Origin of the sequence: Corynebacterium otitidis ATCC 51513, from assembly GCF_000296405.1 — a bacterium.
Classification (GTDB): Bacteria; Actinomycetota; Actinomycetes; order Mycobacteriales; family Mycobacteriaceae; genus Corynebacterium; species Corynebacterium otitidis.
The window spans coordinates 43985-65504 of record NZ_JH815194.1 but is presented as its reverse complement, the minus strand read 5'-3'; the positions used below and the strand labels follow the sequence as shown (position 1 = coordinate 65504).

Annotated in this window: 21 protein-coding genes; 15 read left to right on the top strand and 6 right to left on the bottom strand. The window is 71.8% G+C overall.

Annotated elements, in window-relative coordinates; genetic code table 11:
* Positions 1–19: 19 nt before the first annotated feature.
* From ahcY to HMPREF9719_RS05695, 8 genes are all read left to right on the top strand, one after another.
* Entirely contained in the window at positions 20–1462 is a 1443-nt protein-coding gene (gene ahcY / locus HMPREF9719_RS05730; protein ID WP_004601035.1) for an adenosylhomocysteinase, read from the top strand.
* Positions 1462–2073: a dTMP kinase gene (locus HMPREF9719_RS05725; protein WP_004601034.1), complete on the top strand. Its 612-nt coding sequence runs from the start codon at positions 1462–1464 to the stop codon at positions 2071–2073. Before ahcY ends, HMPREF9719_RS05725 begins: the two co-directional genes overlap by 1 nt.
* An 80-nt stretch (positions 2074–2153) precedes the next feature.
* Entirely contained in the window at positions 2154–2837 is a 684-nt protein-coding gene (gene mtrA, locus HMPREF9719_RS05720; RefSeq protein ID WP_004601923.1) for an MtrAB system response regulator MtrA, read from the top strand.
* Between the two features lie 18 nt (positions 2838–2855).
* The gene (gene mtrB / locus HMPREF9719_RS05715; protein ID WP_004601032.1) at positions 2856–4721 is read left to right on the top strand and encodes an MtrAB system histidine kinase MtrB; all 1866 of its coding nucleotides are present in this window, start codon (positions 2856–2858) and stop codon (positions 4719–4721) included.
* A complete protein-coding gene (locus tag HMPREF9719_RS05710) occupies positions 4718–6439 on the top strand; it encodes an LpqB family beta-propeller domain-containing protein (RefSeq protein ID WP_004601031.1) in 1722 nt (573 codons plus the stop codon). Before mtrB ends, HMPREF9719_RS05710 begins: the two co-directional genes overlap by 4 nt.
* A gap of 141 nt (positions 6440–6580) precedes the next feature.
* Positions 6581–7222 carry a ribosome hibernation-promoting factor, HPF/YfiA family gene (gene hpf / locus HMPREF9719_RS05705; protein WP_004601030.1) on the top strand — a complete coding sequence of 214 codons (642 nt, stop codon included), beginning with the start codon at positions 6581–6583 and terminating at the stop codon, positions 7220–7222.
* A 221-nt stretch (positions 7223–7443) separates the two neighbouring features.
* Positions 7444–10002: a preprotein translocase subunit SecA gene (gene secA / locus HMPREF9719_RS05700; protein WP_004601029.1), complete on the top strand. Its 2559-nt coding sequence runs from the start codon at positions 7444–7446 to the stop codon at positions 10000–10002.
* A gap of 203 nt (positions 10003–10205) precedes the next feature.
* Positions 10206–12005, top strand: coding sequence for a flavin-containing monooxygenase (locus HMPREF9719_RS05695; protein ID WP_004601028.1), 1800 nt, complete (start codon positions 10206–10208; stop codon positions 12003–12005).
* Positions 12006–12090: 85 nt separating this feature from the next.
* Here HMPREF9719_RS05695 and HMPREF9719_RS05690 read toward each other — a convergent pair whose 3' ends face one another.
* Positions 12091–12456 (bottom strand): hypothetical protein, encoded by a 366-nt coding sequence (locus HMPREF9719_RS05690; protein ID WP_004601027.1) that lies wholly within the window; start codon positions 12454–12456, stop codon positions 12091–12093.
* A 136-nt stretch (positions 12457–12592) separates the two neighbouring features.
* Here HMPREF9719_RS05690 and HMPREF9719_RS05685 point away from each other — a divergent pair, with 136 nt between their 5' ends.
* From HMPREF9719_RS05685 to HMPREF9719_RS05675, 3 genes are all read left to right on the top strand, one after another.
* Positions 12593–13003 carry an HAD-IA family hydrolase gene (locus tag HMPREF9719_RS05685; RefSeq protein WP_004601026.1) on the top strand — a complete coding sequence of 137 codons (411 nt, stop codon included), beginning with the start codon at positions 12593–12595 and terminating at the stop codon, positions 13001–13003.
* 1 nt (position 13004) lies between these two features.
* The gene (locus HMPREF9719_RS05680; RefSeq protein ID WP_004601025.1) at positions 13005–13508 is read left to right on the top strand and encodes a DUF6912 family protein; all 504 of its coding nucleotides are present in this window, start codon (positions 13005–13007) and stop codon (positions 13506–13508) included.
* Between the two features lie 150 nt (positions 13509–13658).
* The gene (locus HMPREF9719_RS05675; protein WP_004601024.1) at positions 13659–14897 is read left to right on the top strand and encodes a glycosyltransferase 87 family protein; all 1239 of its coding nucleotides are present in this window, start codon (positions 13659–13661) and stop codon (positions 14895–14897) included.
* A 38-nt stretch (positions 14898–14935) separates the two neighbouring features.
* Here the strand turns inward: HMPREF9719_RS05675 and rsgA are convergent, their stop codons facing one another.
* Positions 14936–15943 (bottom strand): ribosome small subunit-dependent GTPase A, encoded by a 1008-nt coding sequence (gene rsgA / locus HMPREF9719_RS05670; RefSeq protein ID WP_004601023.1) that lies wholly within the window; start codon positions 15941–15943, stop codon positions 14936–14938.
* The gene (gene aroA / locus HMPREF9719_RS09820; RefSeq protein WP_038082840.1) at positions 15936–17216 is read right to left on the bottom strand and encodes a 3-phosphoshikimate 1-carboxyvinyltransferase; all 1281 of its coding nucleotides are present in this window, start codon (positions 17214–17216) and stop codon (positions 15936–15938) included. Before aroA ends, rsgA begins: the two co-directional genes overlap by 8 nt.
* A gap of 18 nt (positions 17217–17234) precedes the next feature.
* Between aroA and HMPREF9719_RS09815 the strand changes: the two genes are divergently transcribed.
* From HMPREF9719_RS09815 to HMPREF9719_RS05650, 3 genes are all read left to right on the top strand, one after another.
* A complete protein-coding gene (locus HMPREF9719_RS09815) occupies positions 17235–17912 on the top strand; it encodes an SOS response-associated peptidase (protein WP_004601021.1) in 678 nt (225 codons plus the stop codon).
* A 64-nt stretch (positions 17913–17976) separates the two neighbouring features.
* Positions 17977–18594, top strand: a complete 618-nt coding sequence (locus HMPREF9719_RS05655; RefSeq protein ID WP_004601020.1) for a sigma-70 family RNA polymerase sigma factor — start codon at positions 17977–17979, stop codon at positions 18592–18594.
* Positions 18591–18854, top strand: a complete 264-nt coding sequence (locus HMPREF9719_RS05650) for an anti-sigma factor (RefSeq protein WP_004601019.1) — start codon at positions 18591–18593, stop codon at positions 18852–18854. Before HMPREF9719_RS05655 ends, HMPREF9719_RS05650 begins: the two co-directional genes overlap by 4 nt.
* Before the next feature lie 98 nt (positions 18855–18952).
* Here the strand turns inward: HMPREF9719_RS05650 and HMPREF9719_RS09905 are convergent, their stop codons facing one another.
* Entirely contained in the window at positions 18953–19027 is a 75-nt protein-coding gene (locus tag HMPREF9719_RS09905) for a 50S ribosomal protein bL37 (protein ID WP_407636368.1), read from the bottom strand.
* Positions 19028–19144: 117 nt separating this feature from the next.
* Positions 19145–19405, bottom strand: a complete 261-nt coding sequence (locus HMPREF9719_RS05645; RefSeq protein WP_004601018.1) for a WhiB family transcriptional regulator — start codon at positions 19403–19405, stop codon at positions 19145–19147.
* Positions 19406–19861: 456 nt separating this feature from the next.
* On the opposite strand from HMPREF9719_RS05645, the gene HMPREF9719_RS05640 reads away from it, so the two are divergent.
* Positions 19862–20320: a hypothetical protein gene (locus HMPREF9719_RS05640; protein ID WP_004601017.1), complete on the top strand. Its 459-nt coding sequence runs from the start codon at positions 19862–19864 to the stop codon at positions 20318–20320.
* Positions 20321–20353: 33 nt separating this feature from the next.
* Here the strand turns inward: HMPREF9719_RS05640 and HMPREF9719_RS09635 are convergent.
* A partial coding sequence (locus HMPREF9719_RS09635; RefSeq protein ID WP_004601016.1) for an Rv3212 family protein occupies positions 20354–21520 on the bottom strand: 1167 nt, incomplete at its 5' end.

Here is a 21520-nt window from a genome sequence, read left to right as displayed (position 1 = left end):
TTCGACTATAAGGAGCAAGATGGCCGAGCAGGCACTGGACTATCGGGTCGCGGATCTCAGCCGCCACGAGGAGGGGCGCCACCAGATCCGGCTCGCGGAGCACGAGATGCCGGGGCTCATGGAGCTTAGGCGCCAGTACCGCGACCAGCAGCCCCTGAAGGGCGCGCGGATCGCGGGCTCGATCCACATGACGGTGCAGACGGCCGTCCTCATCGAGACGCTCACCGCGCTCGGCGCCGAGGTGCGCTGGGCGTCGTGCAACATTTTCTCCACGGACGACGCGGCCGCCGCCGCGGTCGTCGTGGGCGACGGCACGCCGGAGGACCCGCACGGCCCGAGCGTCTTCGCGTGGAAGGGCGAGACCCTCGACGAGTACTGGTGGTGCCTCAAGCAGGTCTTCACCTGGGGCGAGGGCGTCGAGCCGAACATGATCCTCGACGACGGCGGCGACGCGACGACCGCGGTGATCCGCGGCTCCGAGTTCGAGCGCGCCGGCGCCGTTCCCGAGGCGACCGCCGAGGACGGCGACGAGGCCATCGCCTTCCACGCGATGCTCGCCGAGACGCTCAAGGAGGACCCCGAGAAGTGGGGCCGCATCGCCAAGAACGTCCGCGGCGTCACCGAGGAGACCACCACCGGCGTGCACCGCCTCTACCACTTCGCCGAGGAGGGCGTGCTGCCCTTCCCCGCGATGAACGTTAACGACGCGGTCACGAAGTCGAAGTTCGACAACAAGTACGGCACCCGCCACTCGCTCATCGACGGCATCAACCGCGCCACCGACATGCTCATGGGCGGAAAGAACGTCCTCATCTGCGGCTACGGCGACGTCGGCAAGGGCTGCGCTGAGGCGATGAAGGGCCAGGGCGCGCGCGTCAAGGTCACCGAGGCCGACCCGATCAACGCGCTCCAGGCGCTCATGGAGGGCTTCCCCGTCACCACGGTCAAGGAGGGCATCGCCGAGGCCGACATCGTCATCACCGCGACGGGCAACCTCGGGATCATCTCGTATGAGGACATGCTCAACATGAAGGACCACGCGGTGCTCGGCAACATCGGCCACTTCGACAACGAGATCGACATGGCCTCGCTGCTCCACCGCGACGACGTCACCCGCGTCAACATCAAGCCCCAAGTCGACGAGTTCACGCTCTCCAACGGGCGCTCGATCATCGTGCTGTCCGAGGGCCGCCTCCTCAACCTCGGCAACGCCACCGGCCACCCGAGCTTCGTCATGTCGAACTCGTTCGCCGACCAGACGATCGCGCAGATCGAGCTGTTCACCAAGGGCGACGAGTACGACAACGAGGTCTACCGGCTCCCGAAGATCTTGGACGAGCAGGTCGCCCGCATCCACGTCGAGGCCCTCGGCGGGAAGCTCACCACCCTGACCAAGGAGCAGGCCGAGTACATCGGCGTCGACGTCGCCGGCCCCTTCAAGCCCGAGCACTACCGCTACTAATGCTCGTCGCCATCGAGGGCATCGACGGGGCGGGCAAGAATACGCTCGCCGCCGCGCTTAGCCGGGAGCTGCCGGGCGCCGGGCGCCTCGCGTTTCCGCGCTACGGCGAGTCGGTGCACGCCGACCTCGCGCGCCGCGCGCTCGACGGGCACGTCCCGGAGCTCGCCGCCTCCCCCTGGGCAATGGCGACGCTCTTCGCCCTCGACCGGGCGGGCGCCAAAGACGAGCTCGAGCGGGCGGCCGCCCCCGGCGGGCCGCTTCTCATCCTCGACCGCTACGTCGCCTCGAACGCGGCCTACACCGCGGCGCGCCTCGAGCGGGATCCCGGCGAGGTCGCCGACGCGGTCGGCCGCCTCGAGTACGGGGAGCTCGGCCTGCCCAAACCCACCTTGCAGGTACTCCTGCCCACCGACGTCGACGAGGCCGACCGGCGCGCCCGCGGCCGGGAGCGATCCGACCCGGGGCGGAGCCGCGACGCCTACGAGCGCGACGGCGGGCTGCAGCGGCGCACCGCCGCCGCCTACGCCGAGCTGGCCGAGCGGGGCTTCGGCGGCGAGTGGCTGGTAGCCTCATCGCCAGCGGCGCTCGCCGAGCGGATCCGGCGGGCCTAACCAACCGCGGCGCCCGCCTCGGGCCGGCCACCGGCTCCCGGGGGCGGGCGCGAGCACGTCGAATGCAAGGGGTGAGGCACGTGGCGGCAACGATCCTCGTCGTCGACGACGACCCGGCGATCTCCGAGATGCTCTCCATCGTCTTGGAGGACGAGGGCTTTAAGACGGTCGTCGTCACCGACGGCGCGGAGGCCGTCGACACCTTCGAGGAGTCGCAGCCCGACCTCGTCATGCTCGACATCATGCTGCCGGGCGTGGACGGCATCGAGATCTGCCGCCAGCTGCGCGCCCGCTCGGACGTCCCGATCATCATGCTCACCGCGAAGGCCGACTCGACCGACGTCGTCGAGGGCCTCGAGTCGGGCGCCGACGACTACATGACCAAGCCCTTCAAGCCCAACGAGCTCGTCGCCCGGGTGCGCGCCCGGCTGCGGCGCCTGCCCGACGCCGAGGAAGTCGAGACGATCCACCTCGCCGGCCTGGAGATCGACCTCGGCGAGCACACCGTCACCCGCGACGGCAAGGAGATCCCGCTCACCCCGCTGGAGTTCCAGCTGCTCGTCGCCATGGCGAAGAAGCCGGGCCAGGCCTTCGCCCGCGAGGAGCTGCTTGAGCTCGTGTGGGGCTATCGCAACGCCTCCGACACGAGGCTCGTCAACGTCCACGTCCAGCGGCTGCGCTCGAAGATCGAGAAGGACCCGGAGAACCCCACCATCGTGCGCACCGTGCGCGGCGTGGGCTACAAGACCGCCGCCCCGCAGTAAGGGGGCGCGCTGGCCGTCATGAGCGAGGACACCTCATCACCGGGGCCGGGCGGTAGGGGAGTGTGGGGCACTCTTACCCGCCTGGGCGAGCGGCTCGCCGGGTACTGGCGCCGCTCGCTGCAGGTCAAGGTCATCGGCAGCATCTTCGTGGCCACCACCCTGGTCATGGTGCTGCTCGGCTTTGCGATGATCTCCGTGGTCACCCAGCGCCTCGTCGACGCGAAGCTCGACGCCGCCGCCGCGGAGATCGACGGCGCGCGCCGCGACGTCGAGCAGGCCATCGACGCCGGATCGCCCGGCGAGCCGTACCAGGCGCGCCTCGCCGCCGCGCGCGCCGCGCTTACCAGCCAGTCCAACCGCGACAGCGACGCCGCGACCTTCTACGACCCCGTTTTGCTGGTCGCCGACCAGGAGGACCGGGTGCTCACCGCCCCGGAGGACTACGCCATCCCCGAGCGGCTGCGCCGCTTCGTCGAGCAGGGCCAGATCGCCTACCAGTTCGTGCCCGTCACCCGCGGCGACGGCAGCGCCTACAACGCGCTGATCATCGGCTCGCCCACCGACGCCGAGATCCCCGGCCTGCAGATCTACCTCGTCCAGTCCATGGAGAACGAGGAGGCCACGATGGCGCTCATGCGCGGGCTCATCGCCACCGCCGTCATCGTCGTCGTCGTTCTGCTCGTCGGCATCACCTGGCTCATGGCCCAGCAGGTCATCACCCCGGTGCGCTCCGCGTCCCGCATCGCGGAGCGGCTCGCCAGCGGCCACCTGCGCGAGCGCATGCCCGTCGAGGGCGAGGACGAGATGGCCAGGCTCGCGGTGAGCTTCAACTCCATGGCCGAGTCCCTCTCCCGGCAGATCAGGCAGCTCACCGAGTACGGCGACCTGCAGCGCCAGTTCACCTCCGACGTGTCCCACGAGCTGCGCACCCCGCTGACCACCGTGCGCATGGCCGCCGACATGATCGAGGCGCGCGCCGAGCAGTTCGACGCCGGCACCAAGCGCGCCTCCGAGCTCATGACCAGCGAGCTCGACCGCTTCGAGCAGCTGCTTGCCGACCTGCTCGAGATCTCCCGGCACGACGCCGGCATGGCCGACTTGAGCGAGCAGCCGCTCACCATCGACGCGTGCGCCCGCTCCGCGTGGCGCCAGGTCGAGCAGCTCGCCGCGCAGCTCGGCGTCGAGGTCACCTTAGAGGGCGAGGGCGAGGACCTCTCGCTCACCGGCGACTCGCGCCGCGTCGAGCGGATCCTGCGCAACCTCATCGCCAACGCCATCGACCACTCCGAGGGCAACCCCGTCGCCGTGCGCTGGGCCGCCAACGCCGACGCCGTCGCCGTGACCGTCACCGACCGCGGCGTCGGCCTCAAGGAGGGCCAGGAGGACCTCGTGTTCAACCGCTTCTGGCGCGCCGACCCCTCCCGCAAGCGCCACTCCGGCGGCTCCGGGCTGGGGCTCGCGATCGCGCTCGAGGACGCGCAGCTCCACGGCGGGAGCCTTGATGCGGCCGGCACCCTCGGCGTGGGCACCCAGTTCCGGCTCGTCTTGCCCAGGCGCCCCAACGCCCCGATCGGGGAGCCGCCCCTGCCGCTCGTCGCGCCGGGCGCCCCGCAGGCCCCGGCCCCCGACGAGGAGGCCGAGCGCACCCCGGCGCTCCCGCCCGGGGAGGACGACCGCGCCCCCGGCGAGGCCGACTGGCTCGAGCCCGCCGAGCGGGAGCGGCTCTACGAGCGCGGCGTGCCCGTTCCCGGCGACGCGCCGGGCATCGAGGCGCTGCGCGGCGTGGCGCTCCTCGACGAGCGCGCCGCCGCGGCCTCCGACGCCACCGGCGGAGACAACGATGCGGACGATCAAAACGACGAGGACGAGGGGGAGACGAGGTGAGCTTTCGAAGGAAAGCGGCGCTGGTCGCGGCGCTCGCCGCGGCTGCGCTCGCCGCGCAGTCATGCACCTCCCTGCCGGCGAACACCGACCCGGAGGTGCTGCGCGCCTACGACCCGCAGCCCTCGGAGGCGCAGAACCTCGAGCCGGTCGCGGGCGAGGACCCGGACGTCACGCTGCGCGGCTTCTACCAGGCCGCGGCGATCCCCACGCAGGACTACCAGGCCGCGCGCGGCTTCCTCGGCGACCGGGCGGCCGTCGACTGGGACCCGCACGAGTCGACGCTGGTCATCGACCGCATCAACATCACGACCTCGACGACTAGGGGGTCGAACGCGCGCGCCTTCGAGGTCGCCGGGGAGGTCGTCGGCTCGCTCGACGCGAACGGCAGCTACACCGCGCACACGGGCAGCTACCGCGCCGAGGTCGAGCTCGAGAAGAACGCCGACGACGAGTGGCTGCTCACCGACGTGCCGAACGGCACGCTGCTCGAGCGCGGGCAGCTGCTCGAGCACTACCGGCCGCGCGACGTGTTTTTCTACCGCTCCGGCGGGGACCGGCTCGTCGGCGACCGGCGCTGGCTGTACTCGCAGCTGCGCGCCGAGCCGAGCGCGCTCATCAACCGGGTGCTTCGCGGGCCCTCGGAGCCGCTGGCGCCCGCGGTGGAGACCCGCGCGCCCGAGGACCTCACCTACACCGGTTTCCAGGACGGGACCTTCCACTTCGTCGGCGCCGGGGGCATGAGCCAGGAGGAGTTCTCCGGGCTCGCCGCGCAGCTGGCGTGGACGCTGCAGCGCGCCCAGGTCTCCGGGCCCTACTTCTTCGAGTTCGACGGCTCGGTGCTCGGCGGGGAGGACGGCGTGAGCGCCGACGACTTCACCGACGTCTCTCCCGAGCGGGAGGCCGAGTCGCCGCCGGAGTTCTTCGCGCTCAACGAGAACGGGGTGTCTAGGGTCTCTGCCAACACCACCCAGCCGGTCGGCGGTGAGCTCGGGCAGGGCGGGCGCGTCTCCTCGGCGGAGATCGCCGACAACGGCACCGCCATGGCGGTACGCAGCCGCGCGGACGGCGACTCCGAGCTCGTCGTCGGCGCCGTCGACGGGCCGGTCGCTCCGGTCCTGCAGGCATCGACGATCGCGCGGCCCACCCTCGAGCCGGACGGCGAGTCGGGCTGGGTCGTCGTCGACGGGGAGCGGATCGTGCGCGCCTCCCGGGGCGCCGGCGGCGCGGTCGAGACCGCCGACGTCGAGGCCGAGGAGCTCGAGGACCTCGACGGCTCGGTCTCGGTGCTGCGGCTCTCCCCGGACGGGGCGCGCGCCGCGCTCATCGTCGACGGCCGGGTCTACCGGGCGGCAGTGGCGCGCCCGAGCCCGGGGGAGCGGCGCCTCGAGCAGCTCAGCGAGATCGCCGGCCGGCTCGAGGGCACGGCCGTCTCGCTGGAGTGGCTGCCCGACGGCGACCTCGTCGTGGGCACGTCCAACGCGCAGAGCCCGATCTGGCAGCTCGGCCACGACGGCGCGGAGCTGAGCCCCCTGCCCTCGGAGAACGTCTCCGCCCCGGTGGTGGGCGTCGCCGCGACGAGCAGCACCCTGTACCTCACCGACTCGCTCGCGATCCGGCAGCGCTCCGCGGGCATGACCGAGGAGCGCCGCTACTGGCGCGAGGTCCCCGGCCTGCAGGGGGTGCGCTCCCTGCCCATCGTCGCCCGCGCCACCGAGTAGAAGAGCCCGCAACCGCCGGCCGCGGGCCGGGAGTGTTTCCTGGCTCGTATGAAAAAATTAACCCTGGCCTTAAGCGTGTGTTTTTCATTAAACTGGGGGTTGTCCGGTTTCCGCCCGATACAGTTTGAGAGGACGTCTCATATGCCGAACACTTCCCCCCAGGGGCGCGACGCCGCCCAGGTTCAGATCACCGGGCGCAACGTCGAGGTGCCGGAGCACTTCGCGGACCGAGTCAACGACAAGCTCTCCAAGGTCGAGCGGCTCGACCCGTCGCTGACCCACTTCGTCGTTTTGCTCCGCCACGAGAACAACCCCCGGCTCGAGGACCGCGCCGAGCGGGTGGAGATCACCGCGACCGGCAGCGGGCACGTTGCCCGCGCCGAGGCCGCGGAGGATAGCTTCTACGCCGCCCTGGAGTCCGCGGTGGGGAAGATGGAGCGCTCGCTGCGGAAGGTCAAGGCCCGCCGCAAGATCGCCCAGTCGGGCCACCGCGTCCCGAAGAGCACCGGCGAAATCGCCGCGGAGCTCGCGGAGGAGGCCGAGCGCTCCAAGGAGCCGCCGGCCGACCCGTACGAGGACCAGGTGGAGTTCGAGGAGCCCGGCCAGATCGTGCGCACCAAGCGCCACCCGGGCAAGCCGATCAGCGTCGACGACGCGCTCTCCGAGATGGAGCTCGTCGGCCACGACTTCTTCCTCTTCGTCAACGAGGAGACCAAGAGGCCCTCGGTGGTCTACCGGCGCCACGCCTACGACTACGGCCTCATCGAGCTCACCGAGGCCTAACCCAAGGCCCTCGGGCCGGCGCCGGGCGCGCCGGCCGGGAGCTGCGCCCCGCCCCCGCGACCACGCGGGCGGCGGGGCGTCGCCGTGTCTTCCGCGGGGCCCGCCGGGGCGGGTTCGCCGGCGCGCCGGCGGGCGTTGGTGTGGTTCCGTTTCCCACTTGTGCTGCGTACAATGTCCCGTGCACATCTGTCCCCGCGCCAGGTAAAGGACTCTGAAGACACGTGTTTGGACTCTCGAAGCTGCTGCGAGCCGGCGAAGGTCGCGTGGTGAAGAACCTTGAGAAGATCGCCAAGGACGTCCTCGCGCTCGAGGACGAGTATCGGGAGCTGAGCGACGAGGAGCTCAGGGCGAAGACCGACGAGTTCAAGGGCCGCATCGCCGACGGGGAGGGGCTCGACTCCATCCTGCTCGAGGCGTTCGCCACCGCCCGCGAGGCGTCCGCGCGCGTGCTCAAGCAGCGCCACTACCTCGTGCAGGTTATGGGCGGCGCGGCGCTGCACTTCGGCAACGTCGCCGAGATGCGCACCGGCGAGGGTAAGACCCTCACCTGCGTGCTGCCCGCCTACCTCAACGCCTTGGAGGGCAAGGGCGTCCACGTCGTCACGGTCAACGACTACCTGGCCAAGCGCGACGCCGAGTGGATGGGCCGCGTTCACCACTTCCTCGGCCTGTCGGTCGGCGTGATCTTAAGTGGCATGCGTCCCGAGGAGCGCCGCGAGGCCTACAACGCGGACATCACCTACGGCACGAACAACGAGTTCGGCTTCGACTACCTGCGCGACAACATGGTTCGCAGCTTGGGCGACGTCGTGCAGCGCGGCCACCACTACGCGATCGTCGACGAGGTCGACTCCATCCTCATCGACGAGGCGCGCACCCCGCTGATCATCTCCGGGCCGGTGCACGGCTCCGGGCAGTACTTCAACGTGTTCGCGCAGCTCGCGCCGCGGATGAAGGAGGGCACCCACTACGAGGTCGACCGCCGCAAGCGCACGGTCGGCGTGCTCGAGGAGGGCGTGAGCTTCGTCGAGGACCAGCTCGGCATTGACAACCTTTACTCCCCGGAGAACTCCCAGCTGGTGAGCTACCTCAACAACGCCATCAAGGCGAAGGAGCTCTTCGAGAAGGACAAGGACTACATCGTCGCCAAGGGCGAGGTGAAGATCGTCGACTCGTTCACCGGCCGCATCCTCGACGGGCGCCGCTACAACGAGGGCATGCACCAGGCCATCGAGGCCAAGGAGCACGTCGACATCAAGAACGAGAACCAGACGCTCGCGTCGGTCACGCTGCAGAATTACTTCCGCATGTACGACAAGCTCGCGGGCATGACGGGTACCGCCCAGTCCGAGGCCGCGGAGCTTAACCAGACCTACAAGCTCGACGTCGTGCCGATCCCGACGAACCTGCCGACCCAGCGCCAGGACGACCAGGACCGGATCTACAAGACCCAGGAGGCGAAGTTCGCCGCGGTCGCGAGCGATATCCAGGAGCGTCAGGCCGCCGGCCAGCCCGTGCTCGTGGGCACCACCTCCGTCGAGCGCTCCGAGTACCTCTCCCAGCTGCTCACCCGTCGCGGGGTGAAGCACAAGGTGCTCAACGCGAAGCACCACGAGGAGGAGGCTGAGATCGTCGCGCAGGCGGGCCTGCCCGGCGCGGTGACGGTCGCGACGAACATGGCCGGCCGCGGCACCGACATCGTGCTCGGCGGCAACCCGGACATCCTCTTGGACATCAAGCTGCGCGAGCGGGGCCTCGATCCGTTCGAGGACCCGGAGGCCTACCAGGAGGCGTGGGACAACGAGATCGAGGGCGCGAAGGAGCGCTCGAAGCGGCTCGGCGACGAGGCCCGCGAGAACGGCGGGCTCTACGTCGTGGGCACCGAGCGCCACGACTCGAGCCGCATCGACAATCAGCTGCGCGGCCGCTGTGGCCGCCAGGGCGACCCGGGCGAGACTCGCTTCTACCTGTCGATGCGCGACGAGCTCATGGTGCGCTTCGTGGGGCAGACGATGGAGCAGATGATGAACCGGCTCCACCTGCCCGACGACGTGCCGATCGAGGCGAAGATGGTCACCCGGGCGGTGAAGAACGCGCAGGGCCAGGTGGAGAACCAGAACCAGGAGATGCGCAAGAACGTCCTGAAGTACGACGAGGTCCTCAACCAGCAGCGCAAGGTCATCTACGGGGAGCGCCGCCAGCTGCTCGAGGCTGCGGACATCTCCGAGACGATCACGCAGATGATCGACGACACCATCAACGGCTACGTCGACGCGGAGACCGCCGAGGGCTACGTCGAGGACTGGGACCTCGATCGGTTGTGGTCTGCCCTGGAGCAGCTCTACGGGCCGAGCATGGGCTACCAGGAGCTCATCGACGGCTCCGACTACGGCCCGGCCGGGGAGCTCAAGGCCCGGGACCTGGCCGCGGCGGTGCTCGCGGACGCGCACGCCCAGTACGCGCAGCTCGAGGAGGCGGTGGCCTCCGTCGCGGGCGAGTCGCAGATGCGCGACCTCGAGCGGATGGTCATCCTCCCGGTCATCGACCAGAAGTGGCGCGAGCACCTCTACGAGATGGACTACCTCAAGGAGGGCATCGGGCTGCGCGCGATGGCGCAGCGCGACCCGCTCGTCGAGTACCAGAAGGAGGGCGGCGACCTCTTCAAGGCGATGAACGACGGCATCAAGGAGGAGACGGTGCGCCAGCTCTTCCAGCTGCGCAGCCGCTTCCTCCCGCAGGCCGAGGAGAAGAAGGAGAAGGAGGAGGCCGCGGCCAGCTAGGCCGGGTTCTCTAGAGACCCTTTAGCCGCCGCCCCGGACGCTGTGTCTGGGGCGGCGGCTCGTCTTTGCGGCAGGTCGCCGCCGGCGGGCGCGGCGCGGGTTCCCGCGGGTCGGGGGTCTACCGGGAGATACATCTGCTCTTATGTGTGATGGCGCACAAAAACTCTGTTAATGTGTGCGGGCATACCGTAAGAGGAGGGTTTATGACCGACGTACGCACCGACGACACGCAGCGCCGCTACGCCGAGGAGCGCGACAAGCGCAAGGCCGCCCTCGCGGAGACGGGCGCGGGCTTCCGCCGCCTCGAAGAGCTCATCGACCCCGACGCGCAGGACCCCTACCGCGAGGTCGAGCCGCGCGAGCCGCTGACCGACCACGTGGAGACGACCATCGTCGGCGCGGGCTGGGCGGGGCTGCTCTCCGCCGCGGAGCTCACCAAGGCCGGCCGCGACTACCGGCTCCTCGACGCCGCCGGCGGGCCCGGCGGGGCGTGGTACTGGAACCGCTACCCGGGGCTCATGTGCGACACCGCCTCGATGGTCTACCTGCCGCTGCTCGAGGAGACCGGCTACCTGCCCACCGAGAAGTACGCCCACGGCCCGGAGATCCGGGGCCACGCCGAGCGCATCGCCGCGACGTTCGACGTCGACTCCCACGCCTACTACCACACCCGCGTAACCAGGCTCACGTGGCTCGAGGACGACGACGCCTGGCTCGTGGAGACCAACCGGGGCGACCGGTTCACCTCCACCGTCGTGGTGGTGGGCATCGGGCCGCTCTCCACGCCGATCATCCCCACCTTCGAGGGCGTGGAGGACTTCAAGGGCGACTGGTTCCACACCGCCCGCTGGGACTACCGCATCACCGGCGGCAGCCCCGAGGGCGAGCCGATGGAGAAGCTCAGGGACAAGCGGGTCGCGATGATCGGCACGGGCGCGACTGCGCTGCAGGCCGTGCCCGAGCTCGCGAAGACCGCCGGCGAGCTGTTCGTCATCCAGCGCACCCCGACCGCCGTCGCGGAGCGCAACAACGGCCCCGTCGACTACGACTGGCTCGACGAGCTCACCGCGAAGGAGGGCTGGCAGGACCTCCTCTACGAGAACTTCATCGACCACGCCGAGGAGTGGCGCCACGGCCGCTTCCCGAAGAAGGACTCCCCGGACCTGCTCGCCGACGGCTGGACGCAGATGGCGCGCCGCGTCGAGCGGAGCGTCGAGGAGCTCGGCGAGGGCGGCACCTACCGCGACGCGGTGCTCGCCAACGACGACGACATCCAGGGCGGGATCCGCGACCGCGTCGACGAGCTCGTCAAGGACCCGGACGCCGCGGAGAACCTCAAGGCCTGGTACCACCGCTGGTGCAAGCGCCCCGGTTTCCACGACGAGTACCTCCAGTCCTTCAACCAGGACAACGTCCACCTCGTCGACACCGAGGGCAAGGGCGTGGAGAAGATCACCGAGAACGGCGTGGTCGTCGCCGGCCGCGAGTACGAGGTCGACCTCATCGTCTACGGCACGGGCTTCCAGTACCTGCGCAACGCCGCGAAGGACGCCGACTTCGAGATCGTCGGCCGCGGCGGGCGGACCCTGAACGAGAAGTTCGTCGATGGGCCCTACACCTACATGGGCTGGTTCACCCGCGGCTTCCCCAACCTCTTCCTCCAGCAGAACGTCCAGGCCGCGCTCCTCGCCTCGAACGTGAGCCAGAACTACGTGCACAGCGCCCGCGCGCTGCGCGCCGTGCTCGACGGCCTCGATCAGCGAGACACCAAGACCTTCGAGCCGGACAAGAAGGCCGAGGACGAGTGGGTCTCCTACCTGGAGAACAACGGAACCCCGTTCGGCGACCAGGAGTGCACCCCGGGCTACTACAACGGCGGCGGCAAGGAGCCTGGCCTCGAGGAGCGCCGCGCCGTGGGCTACCCGAAGGGGCAGCGCGCCTTCTTCGAGCTCGCCGAGCGCTGGCGCACCCGCGGCGACTTCGAGGGCCTCGCCTTCGCGTAGCGCGCCGGCCGCCCGAGGCCCTCGCCCCGCGGCTGCGCCGGAACAGGCGACGGCCGCGGCGGGGAGCGGCCCTGCGCGGGCGTTGTCAGGTGACGACGTCGAAGTCGCGCACCAGCCCGCCGGTGAGAAGCCCCGCGTAGGCGAGCGTGCGCGCCGCGCAGCGCGCCGAGCCGAAGAACTCGAAGCCCCCGCCGACCGCGGGCCGGCAGTGGATGCTCACAAGCTCCACCCTCCCCGGGGGAAGCGGCGGCTCGGCGAGCAGCCGGCGGCGCACCGCGGGCGCGAAGCTCTCGCGCCGCAGCTGGCCGGCCGGGCGGACCTTGGCGGCGACCTCGAGGGCGACGAGCGCGCGGCGGTGCGCGAGCGCCCTAGCCTCGGGGTCGGGTTGGGCGCGCGCCGGGGCGGGCGCGTGCTGGTGGAGAAAGCTGTGTCCGGGCAGGGCGGTGAGCAAGGCCTCTGTACTCCCTCATTGTCGGCGGGAGCGAGGCGGGGGCGGGCGTGCGTAGTATTGTGGCACGGAATTCGGCCGCGGCAACCGCCGGCGGCCCGGTGCGTGACGCGAGCTATCCGGGGAGAAAGGAGCGCACGTGAGGGGTCTCATCCTCGACTATGCGGGGGTACTCGACGGGGCGGAGGACGAGCAGCGCCGCTGGCGCGAGCTCATCGCCGCGGTTCGGGACAACGGCGTGGCCACCGCCATCTACTCCAACGATCCGGGCGGGCCGAAGGCCCAGCCGATCAAGCGCTGGGCGGACAACGGCTGGGTCGACAAGGTGCTGCTCTCCGGGGAGACGGGCATCGACAAGCCCGAGCCGGAGGCCTTCAGCCTCGCCGCGGAGACCCTCGACCTGCGCCCCGAGGACTGCGTGCTCGTCGACGACTCCATCGTCAACGTGCGCGCCGCCGTCGAGCACGGGCTCATCGGGGTGATGTACCAGACCTTCGACCGCACCTCCGTGGAGATCACCAGCCTCTTCGACATCGAAGGGGAGTTCTAGGGTGCGGGTCTACCTGCCGGCCACCGTCGGGCTGCTCGAGACGCTCCGCGACGAGGGGTCGATGCCGGTGCGCTCCGGGTGGGGCTTCGCGGTCACCGACGCGCTGCGCGCCTTCTACACCGAGGGCGACGACGAGGAGATCGCCCACGCCGCCTTCCAGGACGCCGCCGAGGCGTCCCTTCGGCTGCTGGCCATCGGGGACACGCCCTACCCGTACCGCCGGGCGGTCGTCTCCGCGGACGTCGCCGACGAGGCGCTCACCCCGGTGCCCGCCAACGGCGAGTCCGTCGTGCGCGTCGATCCGCCCCAGATCGAGCTCGACGACGTCGCGGCCCTCCACGTGGACGTGCCCTCCTCTGAGGAGGCCACCAAGCGCGCGATCGGCGCGATCGACGCCGCGGACCTCGGCGACGAGGACGCCGAGCTCGCCGTCGGCGACGCGCTCGACAACTTTCTCGCGTTCTACGACCCCAGCGAGCTGCCCGTCCTCATCGAGCTGCTCTAGCGCGGCGTCACACGTCCCCGCGCGCGCCTTGCGGCTCCAAGGATGGGCCGGGCGTGCGGTAGGCTAGCGCCCCGGCTGGGCCCGGCACCCGACGGCGGGCGCGCGTGCGGCCCGCCGGAGAGTAGCTCATGGCAGCGGAGGGGAAGTTCTTTGAAGCCGGCCACAGAGTCGTCGTCCACGCCCGCGGCGCCGCGCCGCGGCGCCTGGGTCCCGCAGGCACTGATCTGGGTGGGCATCGCGCTCGCCGCGGTCATGTCCGGGGTGTTCCTCTACCGCGCCGCGACCGGCTACCTGCTCGACGTCGGGGTGTTCCGCGACGCCGGGCGCGCGTTTGCCGAGGGCTGGGGCCTCTACGGCGAGGACTTCCCGAGCCGCTCCGGCTTCGCGTTCCTCTACCCGCCCTTCGCCGCGCTGCTGTTCGTGCCGCTCACCTGGGTCGGGGAGACCGCCATGCAGGTGCTGTGGACGATCGCGACGATCGCCGCGATCTACGCGATCCTCGCGATGGCCGCGACGCGGCTCGGCGCGCGCCGCCCCGCCTTTATCGCCGCGGGGCTGTCCGGGCCGGCGCTGGCGATCGAGCCGATCGTCAGCCACATGTTCTTCGGGCAGATCAACGTCTTTCTCATGCTGCTCGTCGCCGTCGACGTGCTCGGCTTCACGCCCCACCGGCTGCGCGGCGTGGGCATCGGCGTCGCCGCGGGCATCAAGATCACGCCCGCGGCCTACGCGATCGTCTATCTCGTGCGCCGCGACTGGGGCGGGGTGTGGCGCTCCGCGGGGGCGTTTTTCGTCACCGCGCTCATCGGCGCGGCGACCGCGCCGGAGCAGGCGTGGCGCTTCTGGACCGAGGAGTTCTTCATCCTCGACCGGGCCGGCGGACCCGGCTTCCCGCCCAACCAGGCGATCACCGGGCCGCTCACCCGAGCCGGCATGGACCCGGACCTCGCGGCCGCGATCATGGGCCCCGGCCTCATCGTCTTCGCGCTGCTCGCGATGTGGGCGGCCTACCGGCTGCTCGCCGCCGGGCGCCGCGTGGAGACGATGCTTGTCACGGTGCTCGCGGTGAGCCTGTCTGCGCCGGTGGCGGTCACCCACCACTGGGCGGGCATCATCGTCGCCTTCCCGCTGCTCTTCCTCGCCCGCGACACCATCGTGCGCGTCGCCGCCGGCATCGTCGGGATCGTCAACCTCGTGCCCTTCTACGAGGTCTACGACGACGAGCAGGCCGAGTTCGCCTTCCAGCCGCTGCAGTGGCTCGTCGGCAACCTCCAGAGCTTCGCGGGCCTCGCGGCGTTCGTCCTGCTGCTCGTCGCCGCGCGGCGCGCGGCCGCTCCGCCGCTGCGCGAGTTCTTCTCCTCGCCCGCGCCCACCCCGGCGGAAAAGTAGCGTCCCGGGACGCGCGGCGTGGCCCGCGGGGAGCCTTCCTAGTCCTCCCAGTGCTCCTTGCTGCGCAGCGCGGTGAGCAGGCCGCGGACCGCATCGGCGCGGCGTGCGTCGGCGCCGGTGAGCCGGTCGAGCTCGCACTCCGGGTCCGCCGGCGGGCCCAGGTGCCCGCAGCCGCGCGGGCAGCGCTCGGTCGCCTCGTCGATCTCCTCGAAGGCGCCGATGACGTCGTCCTCGCTGACGTGCGCGAGCCCCAGCGAGCGGATGCCCGGGGTGTCGATAACCCAACCGCCCTCGGGCAGCCGCAGCGCGACCGCCTGGGTGGAGGTGTGCCGCCCCTTGCCCATCGCGGAGACGTCGCCGGTCTCTCGGTGGGCGTCGGGCACGAGCCGGTTGACGAGCGTGGACTTGCCGACGCCCGAGTGCCCGATGAGCGCCGAGACCCTACCCGCGATGAGCTTCTTGAGATCGTCGAGCCCGTCGCCCGTGCCGACCGCGAGCACCGGCACGTCCAGGTCCGTGAGTCGCGAGGCGAACTCCCCGGGGTCGGCGAGGTCCGTCTTCGTCAGGCACACCACGGGCTTTAAGCCCCCGGCCACGGCGGCGATGACGCCGCGCTCGATGAAGCCCTCCCGGGGCGGCGGATCGGCCACGGCGGTGACGATGAGGAGCAGCTCGGCGTTCGCGACGACCGTGCGCTCGTAGGAGTCCGTGTCGTCCGCGGTGCGGCGCAGCACGGTGGAGCGCTCCGAGAGGATGACGATCCGCGCGAGGGTCCCGGGTCTGCCGCTCGTGTCGCCCACGACGCCGACTCGGTCGCCGACCTCGATGGGGGTGCGGCCGAGCTCCCGGGCGCGCATGCACGCCACCACCGCAGGCTCAGCCTTGGCGGCCTCCTCGTCGAGGACGACGCCCCAGCGGCCGCGGTCCTTGCTCACCACCATCCCGAAGAGCGCGTCGTCGTGGCGGGGCCGCTTCTTCGTGCGCGGCCGGGAGCCCTTGCCCGGGCGGATCTTCACGTCCGACTCGTCGAAGCGCCGCCTAGCCACGCGCGCCCCCCGCGACGAGCGCGCCCCACCGCTCGGGGAAGTCGGGCAGCGTCTTCGAGGTGCACGCCACGTCGTCGAGGCGCACGCCGGGCACGGCGAGCCCGATGATCGCGCCCGCGGTGGCCATCCGGTGGTCGGCGTAGCAGCGCCACGGCCCGCCGCTCAGCGGCCGCCCGGCGATGCGCAGCCCGTCGGGGAGCTCCTCGCAGGAGCCGCCGAGCGCGGTGATCTCCGCGGCGAGCGCCGCGAGCCGGTCGGTCTCGTGGCCGCGCAGGTGCGCCACCCCGGTGATCGTCGAGGTGCCGTCGGTCAGCGCTGCGAGCGCCGCGACCGTCGGCACGAGCTCGCCGACGTCACCGAGGTCGACGTCGATGGGGCGCAGCCGCTCCGGGCCGGCGAGCGCCAGCCCCCGTGGGGTGAGCGTCGCGCGCGCACCCATGCGCTCGAGGATCCCCACGGCCAGCGCGCCGGGCTGCGTGGTGGCGGCCGGCCAGCCGCTGATCGTCACCGCCCCGCCGGTCGCGGCGGCCGCGGCTAGGAACACCGCCGCGCTGGTGAGGTCCGGCTCGACCACCCAGTCGCGCGCGGCGACCGGGCCGGGCGCGACCTGCCAGCGCTCCTTCGAGGCGGCGACGTCGACGCCCGCGGCGCGCAGCATGTCCACGGTCATGGCGATGTGCGGCGCAGACGGTAGCGTCCCGCCGGCGTGCTCCACCTCGACGCCGTCGGGGAGGGCGGCGCCGGCGAGCAGCAGCCCGGAGACGAACTGGGAGGACGCCGACGCGTCGATAGTCACGCGCCCGCCGCGAGCGGGACCCGCGACGCTAAAGGGCAGCGCCTCGCCGGTGACGGTCGCGCCGAGGGCGCGCAGCGCCTCCAGGACGGGGCCCATGGGCCGGGCCGTGGCCTGCTCGTCGCCGAAGAAGTGCACCGGGCCGACGCCCAGCGCCGCGAGCGGCGGCACGAAGCGCATGACCGTGCCCGCGAGCCCGCAATCGACGCTCGCCTCGCCGCGCCCGCCCTTCGGCGCGGGCGTGACGCGCAGCTCCCCGCCGGCCGACTCGACGCGCGCGCCGAGCGCCTCGAGGGCGGCGGCCATGAGCCGGGTGTCGCGCGAGTCGAGCGCCCCGCGAATCGTCGAGGGCCCCTCGGCGAGCGCGGCGATGACGAGCGCGCGGTTGGTCGCCGACTTCGAGCCGGGCACGGCGACGACGCCGCGCACCGGGCGCTCGGCCGTGGGGGCGGTCCATTCACTGGTCGGGGAGGAAGCCACCACACCATAATAGAAGGCATGTGTGGCAGGTTCGTGCTCTTCACCGTCGGCGAGCGGCTCTTGAGCGCCGTCGCGGGGCTGCCCGGCGTCGCCTCGGTCGGCGCGCCGCAGGGCACCCCGGACGCGCGCTACAACGTCGCGCCCACCCAGACCGTGCCGGTCGTGCGGCTCCGCGCGGCGGGCGAGGGGCTCGAGGCGCTCGTCGAGCCGGCGCGCTGGGGGCTCTACCCGCACTGGAAGCGCGACGAGAAGGGCCCCACCCTGTTCAACGCCCGCGCGGAGACCGCCGCGACCAAGCCGTCGTTCCGCTCCGCGACGCGCGGGAAGCGTTGCCTCATCCCCATGGACGGCTACTACGAGTGGAAGGACAAGAAGCCGCGCTTCGTGCGCCGCGACGACGGCCGCGTGCTGTGGGCCGCGGGCCTGTGGGACACCGGGCTCGACCGCCTGTCGTGCACGATCGTCACGACCGCCTCGGCGAAGCCCATCGACTGGCTGCACGACCGGATGCCGCGCTTTCTTGACGATGCCGAGGTCGAGGCCTGGGCCACCGGCGACGAGGACGCCGGCCGCGAGCTGCTCCACCCGACCCCGCCGAGGGTGCGCGACCGGCTGGTTGCCACCGAGGCGGCCAGCGAGGTCGGCTCCGTGGCCAACGACTACCCCGAGCTCCTCGGGCCCGCGGCGCGGGCCTAGGAGCGGCGCGGCGAAGAACATCCCTGCCACCCGGCCCCGATCGACGAAGAAAGGCGGCGGTCCAGTGACCGACGACGAGACGCTCGAGCGGCGCTTCGAGCGCGAGGCGCTGCCGCTGCTCGACCAGCTCTACGGCGGGGCGCTGAAGATGACGCGCAACCCCGCCGACGCCGAGGACCTCGTCCAGGAGACCTACATGAAGGCCTTCCAGGCCTTCGACCGCTTCACGGAAGGCACGAACCTCAAGGCGTGGTTATACCGCATCATGACGAACAGCTACATCAACACCTACCGGAAGCGGAAGCGCCAGCCCACCCAGAGCCCGAGCGAGGACATCACCGACTACCAGCTCTATACGACCGCCTCCCACGACTCGAGCGGGCTGCGCTCCGCCGAGGTCGAGGCGCTCGACAACCTGCCCGACAACGAGATCGTCGACGCCTTGAAGCAGCTTCGCGAGGACTACCGGATGGTCGTCTACTACGCCGACGTCGAGGGGCTGGCCTACAAGGAGATCGCCGAGGTCCTCGACGTTCCCATCGGCACGGTGATGTCGAGGCTCCACCGCGGAAGAAAACAGCTCCGCGCGCTGTTGAAGGATGTGGCTCGCGAGCGAGGCATCGACGTCTCCAAGGCGGAGCAAGACGAAAAGAAGAAGTCCAGCAAGGGGAGGAAGCGATGAGCGGCAACGAGGATAGCTGCGAGTGCGACGCGGCCGCGGTCCACGAGCGGCTCGTCGTCTTCTTCGACTCCCGGCCCTCCCCGGCGGCGTGCCGCGCCGCCTACGACGAGCTGGTCTCCTGCCCGGCGTGCCGCGCGCGGTTCCTCAGGGAGGCCGCGCTGCGCGCCCGGATGCGCGCGGTGAGTCGCGCCGAGCCCGCGCCGGCGCGGCTGCGCGTGACGATCACCCGCCGGCTGCGCGGCGCGGCCCGCGGCCACTAAGGCGCGACCGCGCCCCGATACGGCGGCGGCCCCGCCGCCCGGACCTTCACGAGTCCTGGGCGGCGGGGCCGCGGCGCCGGATCGGTCGCGTGGGCGACCTAGATGTTGGCGCGCTTGCGGTGGTTCGCCTTGTTCTTGCGGCGGTTCTTGCGCTTACGGGCACGCTTGCTCATCGCGGATCCCTCCTTAAATACGGTCTTCCCGCGGCACGGGCGGTGTCGTTGACGGACAACGGCTCACAATCCTAGCGCAGCGCCGGGCGGCGGCCCCAGCTGCGGCCGGGGGAGCGGCTAGGCCGCGACCCGCGAGGCGCGGCGGTTCGCGCGGGCGCGGCGCTTGATCGCGCGGCGCTCGTCCTCGGAGAGCCCGCCCCACACGCCGGCGTCCTGGCCGGTCTCCAGGGCCCAGGAGAGGCACTGGTTCGTCACCGGGCAGCGGTTACACACGATCTTCGCCTTCGCGATCTGGGCGAGGGCGGGGCCGGAATTGCCGACCGGGAAGAACAGCTCGGGGTCCTCGTCGCGGCACACGGCCTGGTGGCGCCAATCCATGGTTGATGCTCCTTACTTCCGTAAGCGGTGGTCACAGGGGTCTTGCGGGCAGGTCGGGCGGCGAGGCCTTAGAAGAAAAAAGTCTCAAGGCGGGGCGCGGGCTTGCGCCTCCCCGTCGGCGCGGGAGGCGGGCCCAAGCGGGCCTGGGATGCGGGGCACAAACCCGGGTGCCCCCGGGGTTGCCCCGCGCGGCTCGCCGCCGCAGGTACCCGGGAATCATGGCACGGTTTCCGGGGCCTTGGCTACAGTTCCCGGCGCAAATGTGTGGGATATCATAGTTCTTTCCCCGCGGAGTCCCAGGGAGACTCCCAGCTCGCGGCGCCCGGGCGGGGCGTGAGTTTCCCTCGAGTTCAACGCCCGCGCCCGGAGTTAACCGCGCCGTTTTGTCCCCGCCGCGCGGCCCGCGGCGCCGGGGCGGGGCGGGAACCCTCGGACGAGGCGATAGAGTACGGAGGCGTGACTAGTCAGCGCGACGCCGAAGCCCGAAGCTCCCACCCGGCCCCGCCGACGCAGGTGCGCGTCGGCTCCGCCGTCGGCCTCATCCAGGCGGCCGTCGGATTCGTCTACGCGGGCATCCTGCTCGTGCGCCAGGCGGTCGGCGCGCGCGACGAGTCCATCGTCACCGACGGGCAGGGCTCGATGGACTGGGTGGCGGCGGGTACCGCCGTGTTCTTCATCATCGTCTTCGGCGCCGTCGCGATCGGCGCGATCGGCATGCTGCGCGGCCGGATGCGCCGCGCCCGCGGGCCCGTGGCGATCTTCCAGATCCTGCTCGTGCCCATGGCGTTCTCCATGTTCAGCGCGGGGGCGTGGCTGCTCGGCGGCCTGTCTCTCGCCAGCGCCCTGGTCTGCCTCGTGGCGCTGTTCTCCAGGCCCGCGATCGAGTGGGCCCAGGAGCGCTACGACGAGGAATAATCCCGCCCGTCCCGCGCCCGCCGGGCGGGACCGCTAGCCGGCCTGGAGTCCGACGACCTCGGCGCCGCGGCGCTCGACGATCGTCTCGCCCGCGACGGCGAGCCCGGTGGCGGGGGTGTCGCGCGCGACGGGGATCGTGCGGTGCGGGGCGTTCGCGCCGGGCTCGGCGACGGCGATGCCCTCCCCGGTGGGGTAGAGCAGCTCCCCGCCGACGGGCACCCCGGTGCCGCTGGCGTCCGGGTAGGTCGCCTGCACCTTGAGCGTCGCCGGCTCTAAGAGCACGAGGCGCTCCCCGTCGAAGTAGGTCATGTGGTGCGGCAGGTCCGCGGTCGGCGCGACGAGGGGCGCGCCCTCGCCGGTGAGCATGCGGCTCTCCCCGGCAGTCGAGCGGGAGAGCTCCGCGCCGTCGTCGTTGTAGGCGACGACCGTGCCGTCGGGGGAGAGGACCGCGGCGGCCTCGCCGCTCACGGCGACGAGCCGGGCGCCCTCGGGCAGCGCCACCGAGGCCGAGAGCTCCGGGGCGCGGGAGTCTTCCGGGGAGGTCGACATGATGCGTAGCCACGTGCCGGGCTCGGTGGGCACGGCCGCGTCGTCCTCGGGGCGCTCGTCGGGCTCCTCGGGGCAGCGCTCGGTGACGGCGAGGAGCTCCTGGCGGGTGAGCGCCGAGGTGATCGTGCAGCCCGGGTGCGGCTGGGTCGCGGGCTCCTGGGCGGCGGGGATCTCGCCGTACTCGACGGTGCGCACGAGATCCGAGCGCCACAGCTCGACGCGCTCCGGGGCGGCGATGCCCACCCGGTCGTTCGAGGAGAGCGCCTCGACGGAGCCGGCGGCGAGCGCCTGCCGGGTGTCGGCGTAAGAACCCGAGTCCGCCTCGAGGCTCACGGCCTCCCCGCAGCCCCCGTCGTAGTGATACACGCCCACGACCCGGCCGAAGCCCTGTGCCGCCGCGCACAGCGCCTCGTCGCGGCGGTAGGACCACAGCGTGTTGCCCTCCGGGTCGAGGCCGGCGAGCTCCGAGTCCTGCTGGCTCACCGTCACCCCGTCGACGCTCAGCGGCCGCGAGCCCGGCGCGGCGGGCGCGCGCCACGCCTCGGCGAGGGACTCAGGCGCGGCGGCGAGGGGCTCCGGGGCGGCGAGCGGCTCCTTGACGGGCTCGAGGGTGGAGCCGTTGATCGGCGCGGCGAGCGCGGCGGCGGCGAC